Raw genomic sequence first — 17,710 nt, forward strand, 5'->3', positions numbered from 1 at the left:
GCGCCTAGGAATCCGCTGAGGACGGCGCCGCGACCGTCGGCAGCGTCAGCCGCAGCAGCGCCCCGCCGCCGGCGGCGTTGGCCGCCTCGACCCGCCCGTCGTGGCCCTCGGCGACGTGGCGGACGATCGCCAGCCCCAGCCCCGACCCGGGCAGGCCGCGGGCGGCGGGGGCGCGCCAGAAGCGGTCGAAGACGTGCGGCAGGTCGCCGGGGTCGACGCCGGGGCCGTGGTCGCGGACGGTGACCGTCCCGTCGCGCACGTCGACCTCCACCGTCGCCCCGTCGGGGCTGAACTTGGCCGCGTTGTCGAGCAGGTTGGAGACCGCCCGCGTCAGCCGCATCCGCGAGCCGCGGACGACGGTCGGCGCCCGCTCAAGCGCGAACCGGACCCGCGGCGCGTTGCGCTGGGCGCGGGCGACGGCGTCGGCCACCAGCGCGTCGAGGTCGAGCTCCTCGGGCTCGTCGACCAGCTGCTCGCGCGGGCGCGCCAGGTCGACCAGGTCGCCGACCAGCACGGTCAGCTCCTCCAGCTGCCGGCGGACGTCGCCGAGCGCCGTCGCCCGCTCGTCCGCCGGAAGGTCGGGCGCCCGCTGCAGCAGCTCGATGTTCGCCCGCGCGCTGGTCAGCGGGGTCCGCAGCTCGTGCGAGGCGTCGGCCACCAGCGCCCGCTGGGCGTCGCGCGAGGCCTCCAGCGCGCCCAGCATCCGGTTGAAGGAGCGGGCCAGCCGCCCCAGCTCGTCCTCGCCGGGCTGATCGATCCGGTGGCCCAGGTCGCCGGTCTCCGTCACCTGCTCGGCGGCGTCGGTCAGCCGCGCGACCGGCCGCACCGTCGCCCGCGAGACGCCGAGCCCGAGCCCGCCGCCGACCACCAGCCCGCCGAGGCAGACGGCCAGCAGGATCCAGCGCAGGCGGGCGAGCGCGTCGTCGACCTCGGTCAGCGGCCGCGCCACCTGGAGCGCGCCGCCGAAGCCGTCGCGGACGGTCAGCACCCGCACGTGGCGGCCGCGGACGGTCTCGTCCCGCAGCAGCAGCTCGTCGTCGCCGCGGGCCACCGCGCGGGCGGCGCCGTCGACCGGCAGCATCGGCGCCGCCATCGTGCTGACCACCACGTCGCCGGTCGGCGTGACCACCTGGGCGACCCCGCTGGCGCCGCCCAGCTCGTCGCGGGGGACGCGGATCCGCAGCTGCGTGATCGGCTTGCCGGGCTCGCCGCCGACCCGCTCGACCTCGGCGCTGAGCGCGTCGAGCGCCTTGCGCCAGGCCCGCTCGCCGGCGGGGTCGTCGGCCCGCCGGCCCTTGGGATCGAGCAGCCGCAGCGCCGCCTCGGGACGGACGGCGGTGCGACCCGCGCGGCGGGCCCCCGTGGTCGCGCTCGGCGGCGACAGCGCGCCGTCGACGGCCCGCGGGTCGAGCGGGGCGTCGGCGGTCGCCGGCAGCGCGGGGGCCACCGTCACCTGCGGGGCCAGCTGCTTGAGCGCGGTGTCGACCTGGTCGCGGAGGTTGCCCCGGACGACCGCGTAGGTGACCACCGACGCCAGCACGATCGCCAGCGAGACCGCGCCGGCGGTCAGCAGCACCAGGCGGCGGCGGAGGCTCATCCGGCGCTCGCGGATCGGAGCACGTAGCCGACCCCGCGGACCGTGTGCAGCAGCCGCGGCTCGCCCTCCGCCTCGAGCTTGCGCCGCAGGTAGCCGACGTAGACCTGGAGCGCGTTCGAGGTCGGGCCGAAGTCGTAGCCCCAGACCGCCTCGAAGATCTGCTCGCGGGTCAGCACCTGCCGCGGGTGGCGGAGGAACAGCTCCAGCAGCAGGAACTCGGTCCGGGTCAGCTCGATCGGGCGCTCGCCGCGGGCGACCTCGTGGGCGCGCGGATCGAGGGTCAGGTCGTCGACCCGCAGCGGCCGCCGGTCGCCCTCGTCGCCGTCGGCGTCCCACTGCGAGCGCCGCAGCAGCGCCCGCAGCCGGGCCAGCAGCTCGTCGAGCTCGAACGGCTTCGGCAGGTAGTCGTCGGCGCCGGCGTCGAGCCCGTCGACGCGGTCGCCGAGCTGGTCGCGGGCGGTCAGCATCAGCACCGGCACGTGGTCGCCGGCCGCCCGCAGCCGGCGGCAGACCTCGAGCCCGTCGCAGCCGGGCATCATCACGTCGAGCAGCAGCACGTCGGCCGGCGTCGCCGCGTGCTGCTGGAGCGCCTCGATCCCGTCGGCGGCCAGCCGCACCGCGTAGCCCTCGTGGTGCAGCACCCGCTCGAGCGCCGTGCGGACCGCCGGCTCGTCGTCGACGACCAGGACCGTCATGGCCGCCATCTTCCCGCAGCATTGTGAGAGCCGTGTGAGCGGCGCGGAGGCCCGCGCCGCTCCGGCCCGGCCTAGCGGCGGACGGTCCGCTGGGCCTGCACCGTCCGCGTGCGGCCGCTGGTGCGGCCGGTGGCGCGGACGGTCACCCGGTAGCGGCCCGCGGGCAGCCGCCGGAGCGTGCGCCGGATCGTCGTCGCCCGCCGCGGCGCGGTGGCCGAGAGCCGCCGCACGGTCCGCCAGCTGGTGCGGGTCCGGACCCGGCCGCCGCTCCGCACCCGCCGCACGCCGCGGCGGGCGATCGCCACCCGGACGGTCGCCGGCGAGGAGACGCGCAGCGACAGCCGGCGGGCGGCGAGCCGGATCCGCGTCACCCGCGGGCGCGCGCGGCTGGCGGCGGCGCCGGGAGCGGTCGGCAGCGCGGCGCGGACGGTCGGCCGCTGGTCGGCGAGCGGCACCACCGGGATCCGCAGCGGCGACGGCACGCCCGGCTGGAGGCTGATCGAGACCGGCGTCGGCACCGTCGACCCGCGGAAGGCCAGGTCGCCGCCGGCGACGACCAGCCGGAAGCGGTGGCCGCGCGGGAAGCGGTGGACGATCCCCGGCAGGCTGACGGTGATCGGGCGGCCGTCGGTCGGCACCCGCACCGGCGCGGTCTGCTCGGCCGGCAGCTCGACCGTGCCGTCCGGATGCAGATCCTCCAGCCGCACGAAGACGACGGCCTGGCCCAGCTCGCCGAGCAGCGCGCCAGTGACGCCGGCCAGCCCGGGGTTGATCCGCAGCCGCACCGTCGGGATCCCGACCACGTCGGTGTCGGCGGTCAGCGGCGCGCTGGTGAAGCTGGTCGAGGTGCCCGGCAAGTCGACCGGCTGCGAGCCGAGCTCGAAGAGGCTGAAGGTCGTGAGACCGGTCGGCAGCCCGGCGACGGTGGTCAGGAAGCTCGGGTCGCCGGTCTTCGTCGGTGCCCCCTCCGGCTGCAGCGTGCCGTCGGCCGAGAGCGAGTAGGCGGCGGTCCGGCCGGGCGGCGGGAAGCTGGCCGAGCGGGCGTAGGCCGGCGTCGCGTCGCCGCGGTACGGGGCCCACTCGCGGAAGTAGCTGAAGTCGAGCGAGGGGACCTTCGGGTCGTCCTTCAGCCAGTGCGCGAACCAGTCCAGGAAGGCGGTGCTCTCGTAGGCGGGGGTCCGGAACGAGACGTCCTGCTCGCCGGGGACGCGGCCGCCGCTGTGGCCGGCGTGGTGCCAGATCAGCTTCACCGGCACGCCCTGGGCCCGCAGCGCGTCGTAGGTGGCGACCGACTCCTGGAGGTTGAAGAGCGAGTCCTCCTGGCCCTGCGCCAGCAGCGTCGGGATCCGGATCCGCTGCACGTAGTCGGCGACCGAGGCGTGGCGGAGGATCCGCGCCAGCCCGGTCGGCGGGTAGCCCTGGACGAGCGCGGCGCCGGCGGCGGCGCACAGCTGGAGGTCGAAGCCGGGGCAGACGAGCGCCCGCTGGCCGGGATCGACGGTCAGCCCGTTGACCCCGTTGACCAGGCCCATCGTGAAGAAGCCCAGGCTCCAGAGCAGCTTCAGCGCGCCGGGCTCGGCCGACTGGACGCCGGGCCGGAGGTCGGCGTTGTTCGGCGCCAGTGCGTAGCGGAGGTCGTTCCAGGTGTTCTGGGGGACGATCGTGTCGAGCCGGGGATCGACGCCGGCGGTGGCGAACTGGATCTGGCCGCCGTAGGAGCCGCCGATCATCCCCGAGCGCGGGTCGTTCGGCCGGACCGTGCCGTCGTGGGCCTTCTGGTCGCGGCGGACGAAGTCGACCGGGCGGCCGCCGGGCACGCGGGCCCCGCCCAGGTAGGAGAGCAGCGCGCTGGCGGCGCGGCCGTCGTAGTCGGGGTCGTCGAGGGTGATCTTGCAGCCCGAGTTGCCCCAGCCGAGGCCGGAGTACGGCAGCGTCACGTAGCCCTTGCGGGCCAGGCCGGCGGCCTGCGAGCGCTCGCCGGCGACGTTGCCGCCGAAGCCGTTGGTGATCATGATCGCCGGCGCCGGACGGGCCGCCGTGGCCGAGCTCGGGCGGAACAGCTCGGCCTCGAGCTGGCAGGTCTGGACGTCGCCGACGCCGACCCGGACGGTGAACATCAGCGGCTGGACGCTGTAGCCGTCCTTGCGCTCGATCGGGCCCTCGACCACCCGCACCGGCACCGGCAGGTCGGCCGCCGCCGCGCTGCTGACGCCCACGCCGGTCGCCGCCGCGGTCGCCGCCAGCAGCAGCCCCGCGCGCACGGCGCGTCCCCTCCCGATCCCGCTCATCGCACAGCTCCCTCTGCGCCCGCGCCCAGTGCGCGGACCTCCCGCCGGCGAACCTACCACCGGTCGCGTCTTGGCGCGTACGGCCGTCCGTCGGGGCCGGCGCTAACGTTGCACGGGTGCAACCTTCGCGGGAGCCTCGATGAGCAGCCGCCGGACCGCCGCGCCGATCGCCTCGGTCGGCGGGCACCCGAACGGCCAGGTGCCGCGGGCGCTGCGCGAGGAGCAGCTGCTCGACACCGCGCTCAGCGTCTTCGCCGAGCAGGGCTACGAGGCGACCTCGATCGTCGACATCGCCGCCGCCGCCGGGATCACGCGGCCGGTGGTCTACAAGCACTACGGCTCGAAGGACGGCATCTACCTGGCCTGCCTGCGGCGCGCCCGCCAGCAGCTGGAGCAGCAGCTGGCCGAGGCGATCGACCCCGACGACGACGCCGAGGGCCAGCTGCGGGCGGGGATCGACGCCTACTTCCGGTTCGTCGAGGACAACGGCCGCGAGTGGGACGTGCTGTTCGGCAACGGGATGCCGGTCTCCGGCCCGGCGGCCGACGGCGCGCTCGAGCTGCGCCAGACCACCGCCTCGGTGATCGGCGCGCTGCTGGCCCAGACCGCGCCGGGGATCGACGCCCAGTCGATCGACGCCTTCGCCCAGGGGCTCAACGGCAGCGGGGTCGAGCTGGCGCGCTGGTGGCGGCGCAACCCGCACCTGACCCGCGAGCAGGTCGTCGAGTACCACCTGACCTTCGCCTGGGCCGGGCTCGGCAGCGTGGTCCGCGGGACGACGGCGCCGCGATGAGCGGGCCGATCCTCGTCACCGGGGCGACCGGCACCCAGGGCGGTGCGGTCCTGCGCGGCCTGCGGGCGGCCGGCCACCAGGTCGCGGCGCTGGTCCGCGACCCGGACGCGCCGCGGGCGCGGGCGCTGGCCGCCGACGGCGTCGAGCTGCGGCGCGGCGACCTGACCGACGTCGACGGGCTGCGCGCGGCGTTCGCCGGCGCGGCGGCGGTCTACGCGGTCACGACCCCGTTCGGCGACGGCGCCGACGCGGAGGTCGCCCAGGGCGAGGCGATCGTCGCCGCCGCCGAGGCCTCGCGGCTGCCGTGGCTGATCCTGGCCTCGGTCGCCTCCGCCGGCCGCGCGCCGGTCCCGCACTTCGAGAGCAAGGCCCGGATCGAGCAGCGGCTGCGGGCGGCCGACGTCCCCTGGACGATCGTCGCGCCGAGCTACTTCTACGAGAACGTCGCCCGCCCCGAGGGCCCGGACCCGGTGCTGTCGCTGGCGCTGCCGGCCGACGCCCCGCTCCACCAGCTGGCGCTCGACGACCTGGCCGCCGCCGCCGCCGCGATCGCCAGCCGCCGCGAGGAGCACCTCGGCGCCCGGGTCGAGCTGGCCGGCGACGCCCCGACCCCGCAGCAGATGGCCGCCGCGCTCGGGGCCCGCTTCGAGCGCCGCCCGCTGGCCGAGGTCGAGGCCCGCAGCCACGACCTCGGGGCGATGTACCGCTTCCTGACCGAGACCGGCTACGGGATCGACGTCGCCGCCGTGCGGGCCCGCTACCCCGAGGTCGCCTGGCGCTCGTTCGCGAGCTGGGCCAGCGGCGGCGCCGTCCCGCGGTAGCGGATCAGCTGCGGGGCCCAGGCGCTCAGCGCCAGCAGCACCGCGACGAACAGCAGCGCGCTGACGAAGGTCGTCGGCCCGACGCCGTGGCGGTCGGCGAGCACGCCCAGCACCAGCGAGGAGAGCGGGATCATCCCGATCGCCAGCTCCTGGAGGCCGAGCGCGCGACCGTGGACGGCGGGCTCGGTGGCGGTCAGCAGCAGCGTGGTCTGGAGGACGCCGAACGAGGCCCCGGTGGCCCCGATCCCGACCATCAGCGCGAACGCGACGGCGACGTCGTGGGAGAGGGCGAAGAGCGCCCACAGGAGCCCCCAGGCGACCGTGCCGAAGACGAACAGGCCGCCCTTGAAGCGGAAGTCGCCGAGCCCGGCGACGACCACCGACCCGATCAGCCCGCCGACGCCGGCGCAGGTCAGCAGCCAGCCGAGGCCGGCGGCGTCGAGGTCGAGCGAGCGGGCGGCGAAGACCGGCATGAACGCCTGCGAGACCGACCACAGGAAGATGTTCGCCGCGACGGTGATCAGCAGCACCGCGACGGCGATCCGGTTGCGGGAGATCGCCCGCAGGCCGCCGCCGACCATCGCCAGCAGCGACTCCGCCGCCCGCGGCCCGGCCGCGGCCGCCGCCCCGCCGCGGTCGCGCAGCGGCAGCAGCAGGAGCAGCGAGACGGCGTACCAGGCACCGGAGATCCAGAGCGCGGTCGCCGCCCCGACCGCGCCGATCAGGACCCCGCCGATCGCCGGGCCGGCGACCTGGGTGGCGCTGAGGGCGATCGAGTTCCAGGCGTTGGCGGTGCTCAGCCGCTCGCGGCCGACCAGGTCGAGGACCAGCGCCGAGCGGGCCGGCTGCGACGGCGAGTGGGCCATCCCGATCGCCAGCCCGCCGACCAGCAGCGCGCCGTAGGGCGCCGCGTCGAGCGAGACCAGCAGCGCCAGCGCCACGGTCGCCGCCAGCGCCCAGCCGCAGGCGACCACCAGCAGCCGCACCCGGTCGTGGTGGTCGGCCAGCGCGCCCGCCAGCGGCCCCAGCAGCAGCGGCGCCAGCCGGGCGGCGGTGAAGATCGCCACCAGCAGCTCCGACCCGGTGGTGTCGAAGACCAGCCAGCCGAGCACCAGCGTCTGGGTCCAGATCCCGCCGAAGAAGAGCAGGTTCGAGCACCACAGCAGCCGGAACGGGCGGTTGCCGCGCAGCGACGCTGGCGCGTCGGGGCGCGGGGGCGGGGGTGGGCGATGCGCCAAGCGGCCTCCTCGTCGGTCGGTGCCGGGAGGGCATGGCCAGCCGGCGACCCGTCTCCCGCCGCGAACCGCCGGGGCCGGCCGTCCGCGGGCGCGATCGTGGCAGGAGGGCGTCCGGGCCCGCCGGGCGCCCGACCGTTCCAGGCATAACCGCTGGTTCTGTCGCGGCCGGTGGGCGGCGGCAACCGAACGGCAACCGGAGCGCCGCGGCCGTGCTCTAGCGTCGCCCGCCATGCCGATCGCCGACCGCCCCGACCCGTCGCTGGCCGCGATCGGCCGCGCGTGGGGGCGGATCGGCTGCCTCGGCTTCGGCGGGCCGCCGGCCCACGTCGCGATGCTGCGCGAGACGGTGGTCGAGCGCCACGGCTGGATCGACGCCGAGGCCTTCGAGGACGCCGTCGCGATCACCAACCTGCTGCCGGGCCCGGGCTCGACCCAGCTCTCGATCCTCTGCGCCTGGCGGCTGCGGGGCGCCGCCGGGGCGCTGGTCGGCGGGCTCGCCTTCGTCTTCCCCGGCCTGCTGCTGATCGTCGCCCTCGCCGCCGCCTTCCTGGCCGACGCGCCGCCCGCCTGGCTGCGCGGCGCGGGCGCGGGGGCCGGCGCGGTGGTGGCCGCGATCGCGCTCCACGCCGGCTGGGGGCTGCTGGGCCCGAGCTGGACCCGGGCCGCGGGCGACCGCCGCGTCCGCTGGCTGGCCTACGTCGCGCTGGGGGCGATCGCGGCGGTCGTCGCCGGGCCGTGGCTGGTGCTGGTGCTACTGGCCTGCGGGGCGGCCGAGCTGGCCGTCCGGCGGCCGCCACGGCCGGCCGGCGACGGCGCGTCGGGCGCGCCCGGCGGGTCCGGCCGGCTGGGCCTCCACGCCTGGCCGCTGCTGGCCGCGGCGGCGGTCGGCGCCGGCGGCCTCGGCGCGCTCGCCTGGACGGCGCTGAAGGTCGGCGCGCTCTCCTACGGCGGTGGCTTCGTGATCGTGCCGCTGATGCAGGCCGACGCCGTCGACCACCACCACTGGATGAGCGCCGCCCGCTTCCTCGACGCGGTCGCGCTCGGCCAGGTGACGCCCGGCCCGGTCGTCCACACCGTCTCCGCCGTCGGCTACGCGGCGGCCGGGATCGGCGGGGCGCTGCTGGCGGCGGTGGTCGCCTTCTCGCCCTCGTTCGCCGTCGTCCTGCTCGGCGGCCGGCGGCTGGAGCGGCTGCGCGGCGACGCGCGCGTGCGGGCCTTCCTCGACGGCGCCGGACCGGCGGCGCTGGGCGCTATCCTCGGCGCCGCGGTGCCGCTGGCGGCCGCGATCGGCGAGCCGTGGCAGGCCGGCCTGCTGGCCGCCGCCGTGGTCGTGCTGCTGGTGCTGCGGGGCGGGGTGGTGACGACGCTGCTCGGGGCCGGCGCCGTCGGGGCGCTGGTCGCCGCGGCCGGTGGGCCGCTGCCGACCTGAGGTGCGCTCGCGCGGCGCCGCGCTCGGCTGAGCGCGGCGCCGCTACGGAGCCCCCCCGGGCTGGTGCCCCCCCGGGCTGCTCCTCGAGCCGGTCGCGGCCAGGCCATGACCGGCGAGGAACACGTTCTGCGGGTCCCAGGCGGCCTTGACCGCCTGCAGCCTGCGGAACGATTGGTCGCGGAAGGCGCGCGCCGAGTCCTCGGCGCGGTCCGCGAAGTTCAGGTAGCGGCGGCCCTGGCCCCAGGGCGCCACCGCGGCGGCGACCTCGGCCACCCGCCGCTCGGCCGCGCGGGTCGCGGCGTCGTCGGCGGCCGCGACGTGGGCCACCGCCAGCAGCGCGAACGCGGCGTCGATCGTGCCGAGCGCGCCGTGGTCCGCGCGCGGGACCGCCAGCGCCCCGCCCAGCTGCCGCAGCTCGACCGAGGCCAGCGGCGAGCCGCCGGCGTCGAGCACGGCGCCGGCGAGCGCGTCGAGCGCGGCGTCCGGCAGCTCGTCGAGCAGCACGTGGTCGCTGAGCAACGCCGTCGGCCCGCTCGGGTCCATGTGCAGGCCCCCGAGGGCCGGCGCGCCGACGGTCGCGACCGTGTCGAGCGCCGGGTCGAGCGCCCGCAGCGGGGCCAGCAGCGGGTCGGCGCTCTCGGCCGCCGCCAGGCAGGCGACCTCGACGACGACGAACGCTCCCGGGCCCAGCCGCTCGATCGGATGGCCGCCCTCGGCCGCTGCGGCCGGCGGCAGCCAGACCACGCGGCCGACCGAGGTGATCTCGTCGGGGACGGTCGCGCACCAGCCGCGCCAGGCCCGCAGCACCTCGCCGGTGCGCGCGGCCGGCCAGATCAGGGCACCGGCCTGGACGGCGACGATCGGGTGCAGCCGCAGCTCGACCGCGGTCACCACCCCGAGCCCGCCGCCACCCCCGCGGAGGGCCCAGAACAGCTCCGGCTCGTCGTCGGCGCCGACCCGCACCAGCGCGCCGTTGGCCGTCACCAGCTCGATCGCGACGACGTCCTCGGCCGCCAGCCCGTAGCGGCGCGCGAGCCAGCCGATCCCGCCGCCGAGCAGGTAGCCGACCACCCCGACGTCGTCGGCGGCGCCGGCGTGCGCGGCCAGGCCGTGCTCGGCCGCCGCGGCGGTCACCTCGCCCCAGCAGGCGCCGGCGGCGACCCGCGCCCGGCGGCGGGCGGGGTCGACGTGGACCCCGCGCAGGCCGCCGGTCCGTACCAGCAGCGCCTCGTCGAGCGGACCGAGCGCGCGGGCGCCGTGGCCGGTCGCCTGGACGGCGACCCGCAGCCCGGCGCGGCCGGCGGCCCGGACCAGCTCGGCGACCTCGCCGGCGCTGGTCGGCGCGGCGGCCGCGGCGGGCCGCTGGTCGACGGCCAGGTTCCAGGCCCGGCGGGCGTCGTCGTAGCCAGCGGCGCCGGGCAGCAGCAGGCCCGGCAGGCGGCGGCGGTCGAGGGTGGACACGGTCACGGACGGATGGAAGTGGGAGGAGACGCCCCGAGGCCGCGGCTGAATCGGCGTGTGCGTCCGCCAGATGGGACCCACCGGTTCACGGGGGAACGCGACCGGTGGAGGCCGCGGCCTCGGGGCGTGGATCGGCAATCTAGGAGCGCCCTCGGGGAGCGTCCAGGGGGCCGGACCCCAACCATCACCCTGATGTTCACGGCCCGGGTGAGGACGACCCCCCGAACGAGGTGCCGTCCTGGCGCGTACGACCATCTAGGATGCCCAGCGTCATGGGGGATCGGCCGCTGCTCGAACGTGAAGAGGAGCTGGACGAGATCGCGGACCTGGTCGCACGCGCCGCGGCCGGTGACGGCGGGGTCGCCATCGTCGAAGGCGCTGCGGGACTGGGCAAGACGGCGCTGTTGCGCGCCGGCCGCGAGATCGCCGGCACGAAGGGACTGACCGTCCAATGGGCGACGGCGTCCCGACTCGATCGCGACTTCGCCTTCGGCGTCGTCCGCCAGCTGCTGGAGCCAGCGCTGGCCGCGGCCACCGACGAGCAGCGCGAGCGGATCCTCGGCGGCTACGCCAGCCACGCCGAGCCGGTCCTCGGCGGCGCCCCGACCGGCCCGGCGGACGCCGCGCTCGGGCACGCCGTCCTCCACGGGCTCTACTGGGCGGTCGCGAACCTGGCCGAGGAGGGCCCGCTGGCGCTCTTCGTCGACGACCTGCAGTGGGCCGACGAGCCGTCGCTGCGGCTGCTGGAGTTCGTCGGCCGGCGGCTCGACGGCGTCCCGGTCGTGGTCGCCGGCAGCGTCCGGACCGGCGAGCCCGACGCCCCCCAGGAGCTGCTGGAGGCGCTGCGCAACGGCCCCCGGGCGCTGGTCCTGCAGCCCGACGCGCTCTCCGAGCAGGGCGTCGCCGCGGTCCTCGAGGAGCGGCTCGGCCAGGCGCCGGAGGAGCGCTTCGTGCGGACCGTGCGCGAGGCCTGCGGCGGCAACCCGCTGCTGCTGAACGAGGTCGCCCGCAGCGCTTCCGAGCGCGGCCTGCGCGGGATCGACGCCGACGCCGACCAGGTTCGCCGGACCGCCGGCAGCGACCTGGCCGCCACCATCCGCCGCCGGCTGACCCAGCTCGGCGACGCCGCGGCGACGGTCGCCCAGGCGATCGCGATCCTCGACCGGCGGGCGACCGTCCCGGCCGTCTCCGCCGTCACCGGGCTCGACGCCCAGGCCACCGCCCGCGCGATCGACCTGCTGATCGCGGCCCAGGTGCTGGCCGACGACGCGGTCGCCTTCGTCCACCCGCTCGTGCGCGAGGCGGTCGTGGCGACGCTGGCCCCCGGCCTGCGGGCCGCGCTCCACGGCGCCGTCGCCCGGCGGCTGGCCGACGAGGGCGCCGCCCCCGACGTGATCGCCCCGCACCTGCTGGCCGTCGAGCCGGCCGGCGACCCGTGGGTGGCCCGGACCCTGGCCGCGGCCGCCGACAGCGCCGCCAGCGAGGGCGCCGACCGCAGCGCCGTCGCGCTCCGCCGCCGGGCACTGGCCGAGCCGCCGCCGGACGACGAGCGGCTGCCGATGCTGATCGCGCTCGGCGAGGGCGAGCTGGCCGTCGGCGAGGCGTCGGGGATGCGGCGGCTGCAGGACGCGCTGGCCGCCGGCGCCGGCGGCGACCACGCCGCCCGCTGCTACGCGGCGATCGCCACCGTCCAGTTCGTCGGCTCCGACCCCGGGGCCGCGCTCTCGACGCTCGAGGCGGGGATCGCCGCGGCCGAGGACCCGGGCCTAGCCGACCGGCTGCGCGGGTCGATGCTGGAGGCGACGCTCTACAGCCTCAAGCTCGGCTCCCGCCACCGCCAGCTGCTGGAGCGGTTCGGGAACGAGATCCCCGACGCCCCCAGCGTGCTGCTCCACCAGGGCTACGACCTGGTGATGCGCGACCCCGCCGACCCGCGGGCGCTGGAGCTGATCCGGCGCGCGATCGGCGACGAGCGGCTGGTCGCGGTGCGGCAGCCGTTCTCGCTGCTGAACCTGGCCGTCCACGGGATGCGCCACCTGGAGCGCTTCGACCTGGTCGAGCCGCTGCTGACCCTCGGCGGGCGGCTGGAGCGCGAGCGCGGATCGCTGATGGGCCGCGGCTACAACGGCCACGCGCGGGCGATCACCCAGTGGTCGTTCGGCTCGCTGGCCTCGGCCGAGGGCGCGGCCCGCGAGGCGATGGAGGCCACGATCGAGGCCGACTTCGCGTTCGGCCGGCTGGCGATCGGCGGCGTCCTCTGCGACGTCCTGGTCGAGCGCGGCGAGCTGGAGGAGGCGACGGCGCTGATCGAGGAGATCGGGCTCGACACCCCGGTCCTCTACACCAGCACCGGGCCGGCGACGCTGGCCTGCCGCGGCTGGATCCGGCGGCTCAACGGCCGCCTGGAGGAGGCCGAGGCCGACCTCCGGCGCGCGATCGAGCTGAAGAACGACGAGCAGTGGATCTCGCCGACCAACGTCCGCGCGGGCGTCCGGCTGGTCGAGCTGCTGGCCTCGACCGATCGCCGCGACGAGGCGGTCGAGCTGGCCCGCGAGGAGGTCGAGCGCGGCCGTCGCACCGGCCTCTCCGGGGCGACCGGCGTGGCGCTCTCGGCGCTCGGGCTGGCGCTCGGCGACGAGGAGGGGATCGCGACCCTGCGCGAGGCCGAGGAGCTCCTGGCCGAGAGTCCGCTCGGGCTCGACCGCGCCTGGGCCCGCTACCGGCTGGGGCTGCTGCTGCGGCGGGCCCGCAAGGCGACCGAGGCCCGCGAGCCGTTGCGCGAGGCGTTGGCGGCGGCGGATCAGCTGGGGGCGGCGCGGTTGGCGGGGTTGGCGCGGGACGAGTTGGCGGCGGCGGGGGCGCGTCCGCGGCGGACGGCGTTGCGGGGTCCGTCGAGCCTGACGCCGGCGGAGCGGCGGGTGGCGGAGTTGGCCACCAAGGGGCTGGGCAATCGCGAGATCGCCGAGACGCTGTGGGTGACGCGCAAGACGGTCGAGGTGCACCTGGGCAACGCCTACGGCAAGCTCGGGATCCGTTCGCGCACGCAGCTGGCCGAGGCGCTGGGCCTGCGGTCGACCACCGACGAGCCGGCCGTCGCGGCCACGGGCGCCGAGTGACCGGTCACGGCTCAGGCCGCCCGGTGGCGTTCGGCGCCGCCGGGTGAGGGGTAGGAGGGTCGGGGGTGCTGCTGGAGCGGGAACGCGAGCTGGCCGAGATCCGGGCCGCGACCGACGCGGTGACGGGCGGCGACGGCCGGGTGCTGATCGCCACCGGCGCCGCCGGGCTGGGCAAGACGGCGCTGCTGCGGACGGCCCGCGCGCAGCTGGTCGAGGCCGGGCTGGCCGTCCACTGGGCGACCGCCTCGCGGCTCGATCGCGACTTCGCCTTCGGGATCGCCCGCCAGCTGCTGGAGCCCGCGCTGGCCGGCGCCGCGCCCGAGCGCCGCGGCCGGATCCTGGGCGGCTACGCCAGCCACGCCGAGCCGGTCCTCGGCGGCCGGCCGGTCGCCCCGGCCGACGACGCGACGCTCGGCCACGCGGTCCTCCACGGGCTCTACTGGGCGATCGCGAACCTGGCCGAGGAGCGGCCGCTGGCGCTGCTGGTCGACGACCTGCAGTGGGCCGACGAGCCGTCGCTGCGGCTGCTGGAGTTCCTCGGCCGGCGGCTCGACGGAGTGCCGGTGCTGCTGGCCGCGACGGTCCGCAGCGGCGAGCCGGACGCCCCGCAGGTGCTGCTGGGGGCGATCGAGGAGGGTCCCCGCGCGCGCCTGCTGCAACCGGCGGCGCTGTCGCCGCAGGCGGTCGGGACGCTGGTCGAGCGGGCCCTCGGCGCGCCGCCCGAGCCGCCGTTCGTGACCGCCGTCCACCGCGCCTGCGGCGGCAACCCGCTGCTGCTGAACGAGGTCGCCCGCAGCGCCGGCGAGCGCGGCCTGCGGGGCGTCGCCGCCGACGCCGACCAGGTCGAGCGGACCGCCGGCAGCGACCTGGCCGCGACCGTCCGCCGGCGGCTGGCCGACCTCGGCCCCGACGCCGCCCGGGTCGCCCAGCTGGTGGCGCTGCTCGGCCGCCAGGCGACGGCGCCGCGGATCGCCGCGGTCGCCGGGCTCGACCTGGCCACCACCACCCGCGCGCTCGACCGGCTGACCGTCGCCGAGGTGCTGGCCCGTGACGAGCTGGCCTTCGTCCACCCGCTGGTCCGCGAGGCGGTCGGCGCGACGATGCGCTCCGGCGAGCGGGCGGTCCTCCACGGCACGGTCGCCCGCGCGCTCGGCGACGACGGCGTCGAGCCCGAGCACCTGGCCCCGCACCTGCTGGCGACCGCCCCTGCCGCCGACCCGTGGGTGGCGTCGACCCTGATCGCCGCCGCCGACGCCGCGGCCCGCGGCGGCGGGCTGGCCAGCGCGGTCGCCTACCGTCGCCGGGCGCTGGCCGAGCCGCCGGCCGCCGAGGCGCGGCTGGAGCTGCTGGTCGCGCTCGGCGAGGGCGAGCTGGCGCTGGGTGAGCCCGAGGGCATGCCGCACCTGCAGCAGGCGCTGGCCGGGGGCGCGTCCGGCGACCTCGCCGCGCGGGCCTACGCGGCGATCGCCAGCGTCCAGTTCGTCGGCTCCGACCCCGGCGCGGCGCTCTCGACGCTGGAGGCCGGGATCGCGGCCGCCGAGGATCCGGGCCTGGCCGACCGGCTGCGGGGGTCGATGCTGGAGGCGACGCTCTACAGCCTGCCGCTGGCCGACCGCCACCGGCAGCTGCTGGAGCGGTTCGGTCGCGACACGCCCGGCGCGCCGGCGGTGCTGCTGCACGAGGCGTACGACCTCAGCACCCACGCCCCCGACGACCCGCGGGCGGTCGAGCTGCTGCGGCGGGCGGTCGCCGACGAGGCGCTGCTGCGCGCCGGTCAGCCGTACTCGCTGCTGAACCTGGCCGTCCACGGGCTCCGGCACCTGGAGCGGGCGGACCTGATCGAGCCGGTGCTGATGCTGGCCGGCCGCGAGGAGCGGCTGCGCGGATCGCTGCTCGGGCGGGCCTACAACGGCAACGGGCGCGCGATCACCCAGTGGTGCTTCGGCTCGCTGGCCTCGGCCGAGGGCGCCGCCCGCGAGGCGCTGGCGGCGACCGACGAGGGCGGCTTCGCGTTCGGCCGGCTGGCGATCGGCGGCGTCCTCTGCGACGTCCTCGTCGAGCGCGGCGAGCTCGACGAGGCGGCGGCGCTGGTCGAGGAGATCGGCCTCGACACGCCGCTGCTCTACACCTCGGCGGGTCCCTCGACGCTGGCCTGCCGCGGGCGGATCCGGCGGCTGACCGGCCGCACTGAGGAGGCCGAGGCCGACCTGCGCCGGGCGCTGGAGCTGAAGCGCGACGCCGGCTGGGTCTCGCCCAGCAACTGCCGCGCGGGCCTGCGGCTGGTCGAGCTGCTGGCCGCGACCGGCCGCCGCGACGAGGCGGTCGCGCTGGCCGAGGAGGAGGTCGCCCTCGGCCGCCGCAGTGGGCTGGCGGGGGCGACCGGGATGGCGCTGGCGGCGCTCGGGCTGGCTCAGGGCGGCGAGGCCGGGATCGCCACCCTGCGCGAGGCCGGCGCGGCGCTCGACCGCAGCCCGCTGGCGCTGGAGCGGGCCTGGGCGAGCTTCCGGCTCGGCGTGCTGCTGCGCCACGCCCGCCGCACCGCCGAGGCCCGCGAGCCGTTGCGCGAGGCGTTGGCGGCGGCCGATCAGCTGGGGGCGGCGCGGTTGGCGGGGTTGGCGCGGGACGAGTTGGCGGCGGCGGGGGCGCGTCCGCGGCGGACGGCGTTGCGGGGTCCGTCGAGCCTGACGCCGGCGGAGCGGCGGGTGGCGGAGTTGGCCACCAAGGGGCTGGGCAATCGCGAGATCGCCGAGACGCTGTGGGTGACGCGCAAGACGGTCGAGGTGCACCTGGGCAACGCCTACGGCAAGCTCGGGATCCGTTCGCGCACGCAGCTGGCCGAGGCGCTCGGCCTGACCGACGACGCCGACGACGCGGCGGTCGCGGCGGCCGGCTGAGGGCGGTCAGCGGGCCGCCAGCCGGGCGGCGATCCAGGCCACCATCGCGGGGCCGGCCTGGCCGTCGCCGGTGATGTCGACGTGGCTGGCGGTCAGGTGGCGGACGTACTCCAGGTCGGCGCCGCGCTCGCGCTGGACCCGCACGATCTCCTCCGTGTTGGTGAACGGCGCCACCAGGTCGAGCAGCCCGTGGTCGATCCGGACCGGCGTCCGCCCGAGGTCGATCCGGCGCACGTCGTTGGCGTCGAGCGCGCGGTAGAGCAGCGGCTGGGCCTCCGCGAACCGCGGGCCGGGGATCGCCGCCGGCGCCAGCCCGCCCCACGAGTCGGAGTGGCCCAGCTCGACCAGGCAGCGCTGCTCGACGTGGGCCAGCAGCGCCGTCGCCCGCGGGCTGAGCGCGCCCTCGCGGACCAGCCGGCCGAGCGCCGGATCGGCGTCCGCGACCCCGGCCACGACCAGCCCGCCGAGCGCCGTCATGGCGTCCAGCGGCGGCAGCGACAGCGGCACGTGGCGGAGCGTGTCGAGCGTCTCCCGCATCGCCGTCACCGGCGCCGCGGCCGCCGCCCCGCGCAGGTCCAGGTCGGGCGCCAGCTGCCGGGCGAGGCTGGCGCTGAAGAGCGACGAGACCGCGCCCTCGGAGTGCCCGGCCGCGACCCAGCGGCGGGCCAGCCGCGGCTCCAGCTGGCGGGCGGCGCGCACGATCTCGGTCTGGGCGCGGGCCAGCGACGGGCCGACCAGGTAGGGGTGGGGACCGGGCGTGCCGATCCCCTCGCCGTCGCTGCGGACGACCGCGATCCCGGCCGCCAGCAGCCGGCTGGTGATCGCGTCGCCGCGGGTCATCCGCTCCCGCTCGGGGCTCTCCGGCGTCACCCGGCTGGGGGCGCAGGAGTCGGCCGAGCCGGTGGTGACGTGCTGCCACGAGACCACCGGCCAGCCGCCGGCCGGCGGCGTCCCGTGGGGCACCAGCAGCACGCCGGAGACGGCGATCGGGCGCCCGGCCAGGTTGCGCGAGCGGTAGAGCAGCAGCCGGCTGCGGGCGGCCGCCGGCAGCGCCGCCAGGCCGGTCGCCGGCCGCGACCAGATCAGCGAGCCGGCCGGACCAGGCACCAGCGCCGCCGGCGGCACGTAGAAGCGGTCGCCGGCCGGGCCGGCCAGCGGTGGCGGGGACGTCGGGGCGGGGGCGACGGCGACCGGCCGTCGCCCGTGGCCGTGGACGCCGGCGCTGGCCGCGGCCAGCCGCGCGTCGCGGATCGCGGCCGGCGATCCGCCGGCCGTCGCGGCCGGCGTCAGGGCGACCGCCAGGGCGGCGACGAGGGCGATCCGGGGCGGGCGCGGCACGGCGGTCAGTCTCGCGCCGCCGCCGTTGTGCGCTCCCACA

Annotated in this window: 11 protein-coding genes; 5 read left to right on the forward strand and 6 right to left on the reverse strand. The window is 77.8% G+C overall.

Annotated elements, in window-relative coordinates:
• Positions 1–4: 4 nt before the first annotated feature.
• The 3 genes from SH587_RS13535 to SH587_RS13545 all read right to left on the reverse strand — a co-directional run bounded on the left by SH587_RS13535 (position 5) and on the right by SH587_RS13545 (position 4,580).
• Positions 5–1,597: an ATP-binding protein gene (locus tag SH587_RS13535; protein ID WP_320671158.1), complete on the reverse strand. Its 1,593-nt coding sequence runs from the start codon at positions 1,595–1,597 to the stop codon at positions 5–7.
• Positions 1,594–2,292 (reverse strand): response regulator transcription factor, encoded by a 699-nt coding sequence (locus tag SH587_RS13540; protein ID WP_320671159.1) that lies wholly within the window; start codon positions 2,290–2,292, stop codon positions 1,594–1,596. Before SH587_RS13540 ends, SH587_RS13535 begins: the two co-directional genes overlap by 4 nt.
• Positions 2,293–2,363: 71 nt before the next feature.
• The gene (locus SH587_RS13545) at positions 2,364–4,580 is read right to left on the reverse strand and encodes a CocE/NonD family hydrolase (RefSeq protein WP_320671160.1); all 2,217 of its coding nucleotides are present in this window, start codon (positions 4,578–4,580) and stop codon (positions 2,364–2,366) included.
• 139 nt (positions 4,581–4,719) lie between these two features.
• Between SH587_RS13545 and SH587_RS13550 the strand changes: the two genes are divergently transcribed.
• Both SH587_RS13550 and SH587_RS13555 read left to right on the forward strand, forming a co-directional pair.
• Entirely contained in the window at positions 4,720–5,373 is a 654-nt protein-coding gene (locus tag SH587_RS13550; protein ID WP_320671161.1) for a TetR/AcrR family transcriptional regulator, read from the forward strand.
• Entirely contained in the window at positions 5,370–6,194 is an 825-nt protein-coding gene (locus SH587_RS13555; RefSeq protein WP_320671162.1) for an NmrA family NAD(P)-binding protein, read from the forward strand. Before SH587_RS13550 ends, SH587_RS13555 begins: the two co-directional genes overlap by 4 nt.
• On the opposite strand, the gene SH587_RS13560 is transcribed toward SH587_RS13555, so the two are convergent.
• Positions 6,131–7,432, reverse strand: a complete 1,302-nt coding sequence (locus SH587_RS13560; protein WP_320671163.1) for an MFS transporter — start codon at positions 7,430–7,432, stop codon at positions 6,131–6,133. The two genes, SH587_RS13555 and SH587_RS13560, sit on opposite strands and share 64 nt — an antisense overlap.
• Positions 7,433–7,661: 229 nt before the next feature.
• Here SH587_RS13560 and chrA point away from each other — a divergent pair, with 229 nt between their 5' ends.
• The gene (gene chrA / locus SH587_RS13565) at positions 7,662–8,861 is read left to right on the forward strand and encodes a chromate efflux transporter (RefSeq protein WP_320671164.1); all 1,200 of its coding nucleotides are present in this window, start codon (positions 7,662–7,664) and stop codon (positions 8,859–8,861) included.
• Between the two features lie 42 nt (positions 8,862–8,903).
• Here chrA and SH587_RS13570 read toward each other — a convergent pair whose 3' ends face one another.
• Positions 8,904–10,328 carry an FAD-binding protein gene (locus SH587_RS13570; RefSeq protein WP_320671165.1) on the reverse strand — a complete coding sequence of 475 codons (1,425 nt, stop codon included), beginning with the start codon at positions 10,326–10,328 and terminating at the stop codon, positions 8,904–8,906.
• Positions 10,329–10,594: 266 nt separating this feature from the next.
• Between SH587_RS13570 and SH587_RS13575 the strand changes: the two genes are divergently transcribed.
• Positions 10,595–13,438 carry a helix-turn-helix transcriptional regulator gene (locus SH587_RS13575; protein ID WP_320671166.1) on the forward strand — a complete coding sequence of 948 codons (2,844 nt, stop codon included), beginning with the start codon at positions 10,595–10,597 and terminating at the stop codon, positions 13,436–13,438.
• Between the two features lie 65 nt (positions 13,439–13,503).
• On the forward strand, positions 13,504–16,332 hold the full coding sequence (locus tag SH587_RS13580; RefSeq protein ID WP_320671167.1) for an ATP-binding protein: 2,829 nt from the start codon (positions 13,504–13,506) through the stop codon (positions 16,330–16,332).
• A gap of 6 nt (positions 16,333–16,338) precedes the next feature.
• Here SH587_RS13580 and SH587_RS13585 read toward each other — a convergent pair whose 3' ends face one another.
• On the reverse strand, positions 16,339–17,670 hold the full coding sequence (locus SH587_RS13585; RefSeq protein WP_320671168.1) for a lipase family protein: 1,332 nt from the start codon (positions 17,668–17,670) through the stop codon (positions 16,339–16,341).
• Between the last annotated feature and the right edge of the window lie 40 nt (positions 17,671–17,710).

The sequence above is a fragment of the Patulibacter defluvii genome (assembly GCF_034096925.1).
GTDB classification, from domain to species: Bacteria; Actinomycetota; Thermoleophilia; order Solirubrobacterales; family Solirubrobacteraceae; genus Patulibacter; species Patulibacter defluvii.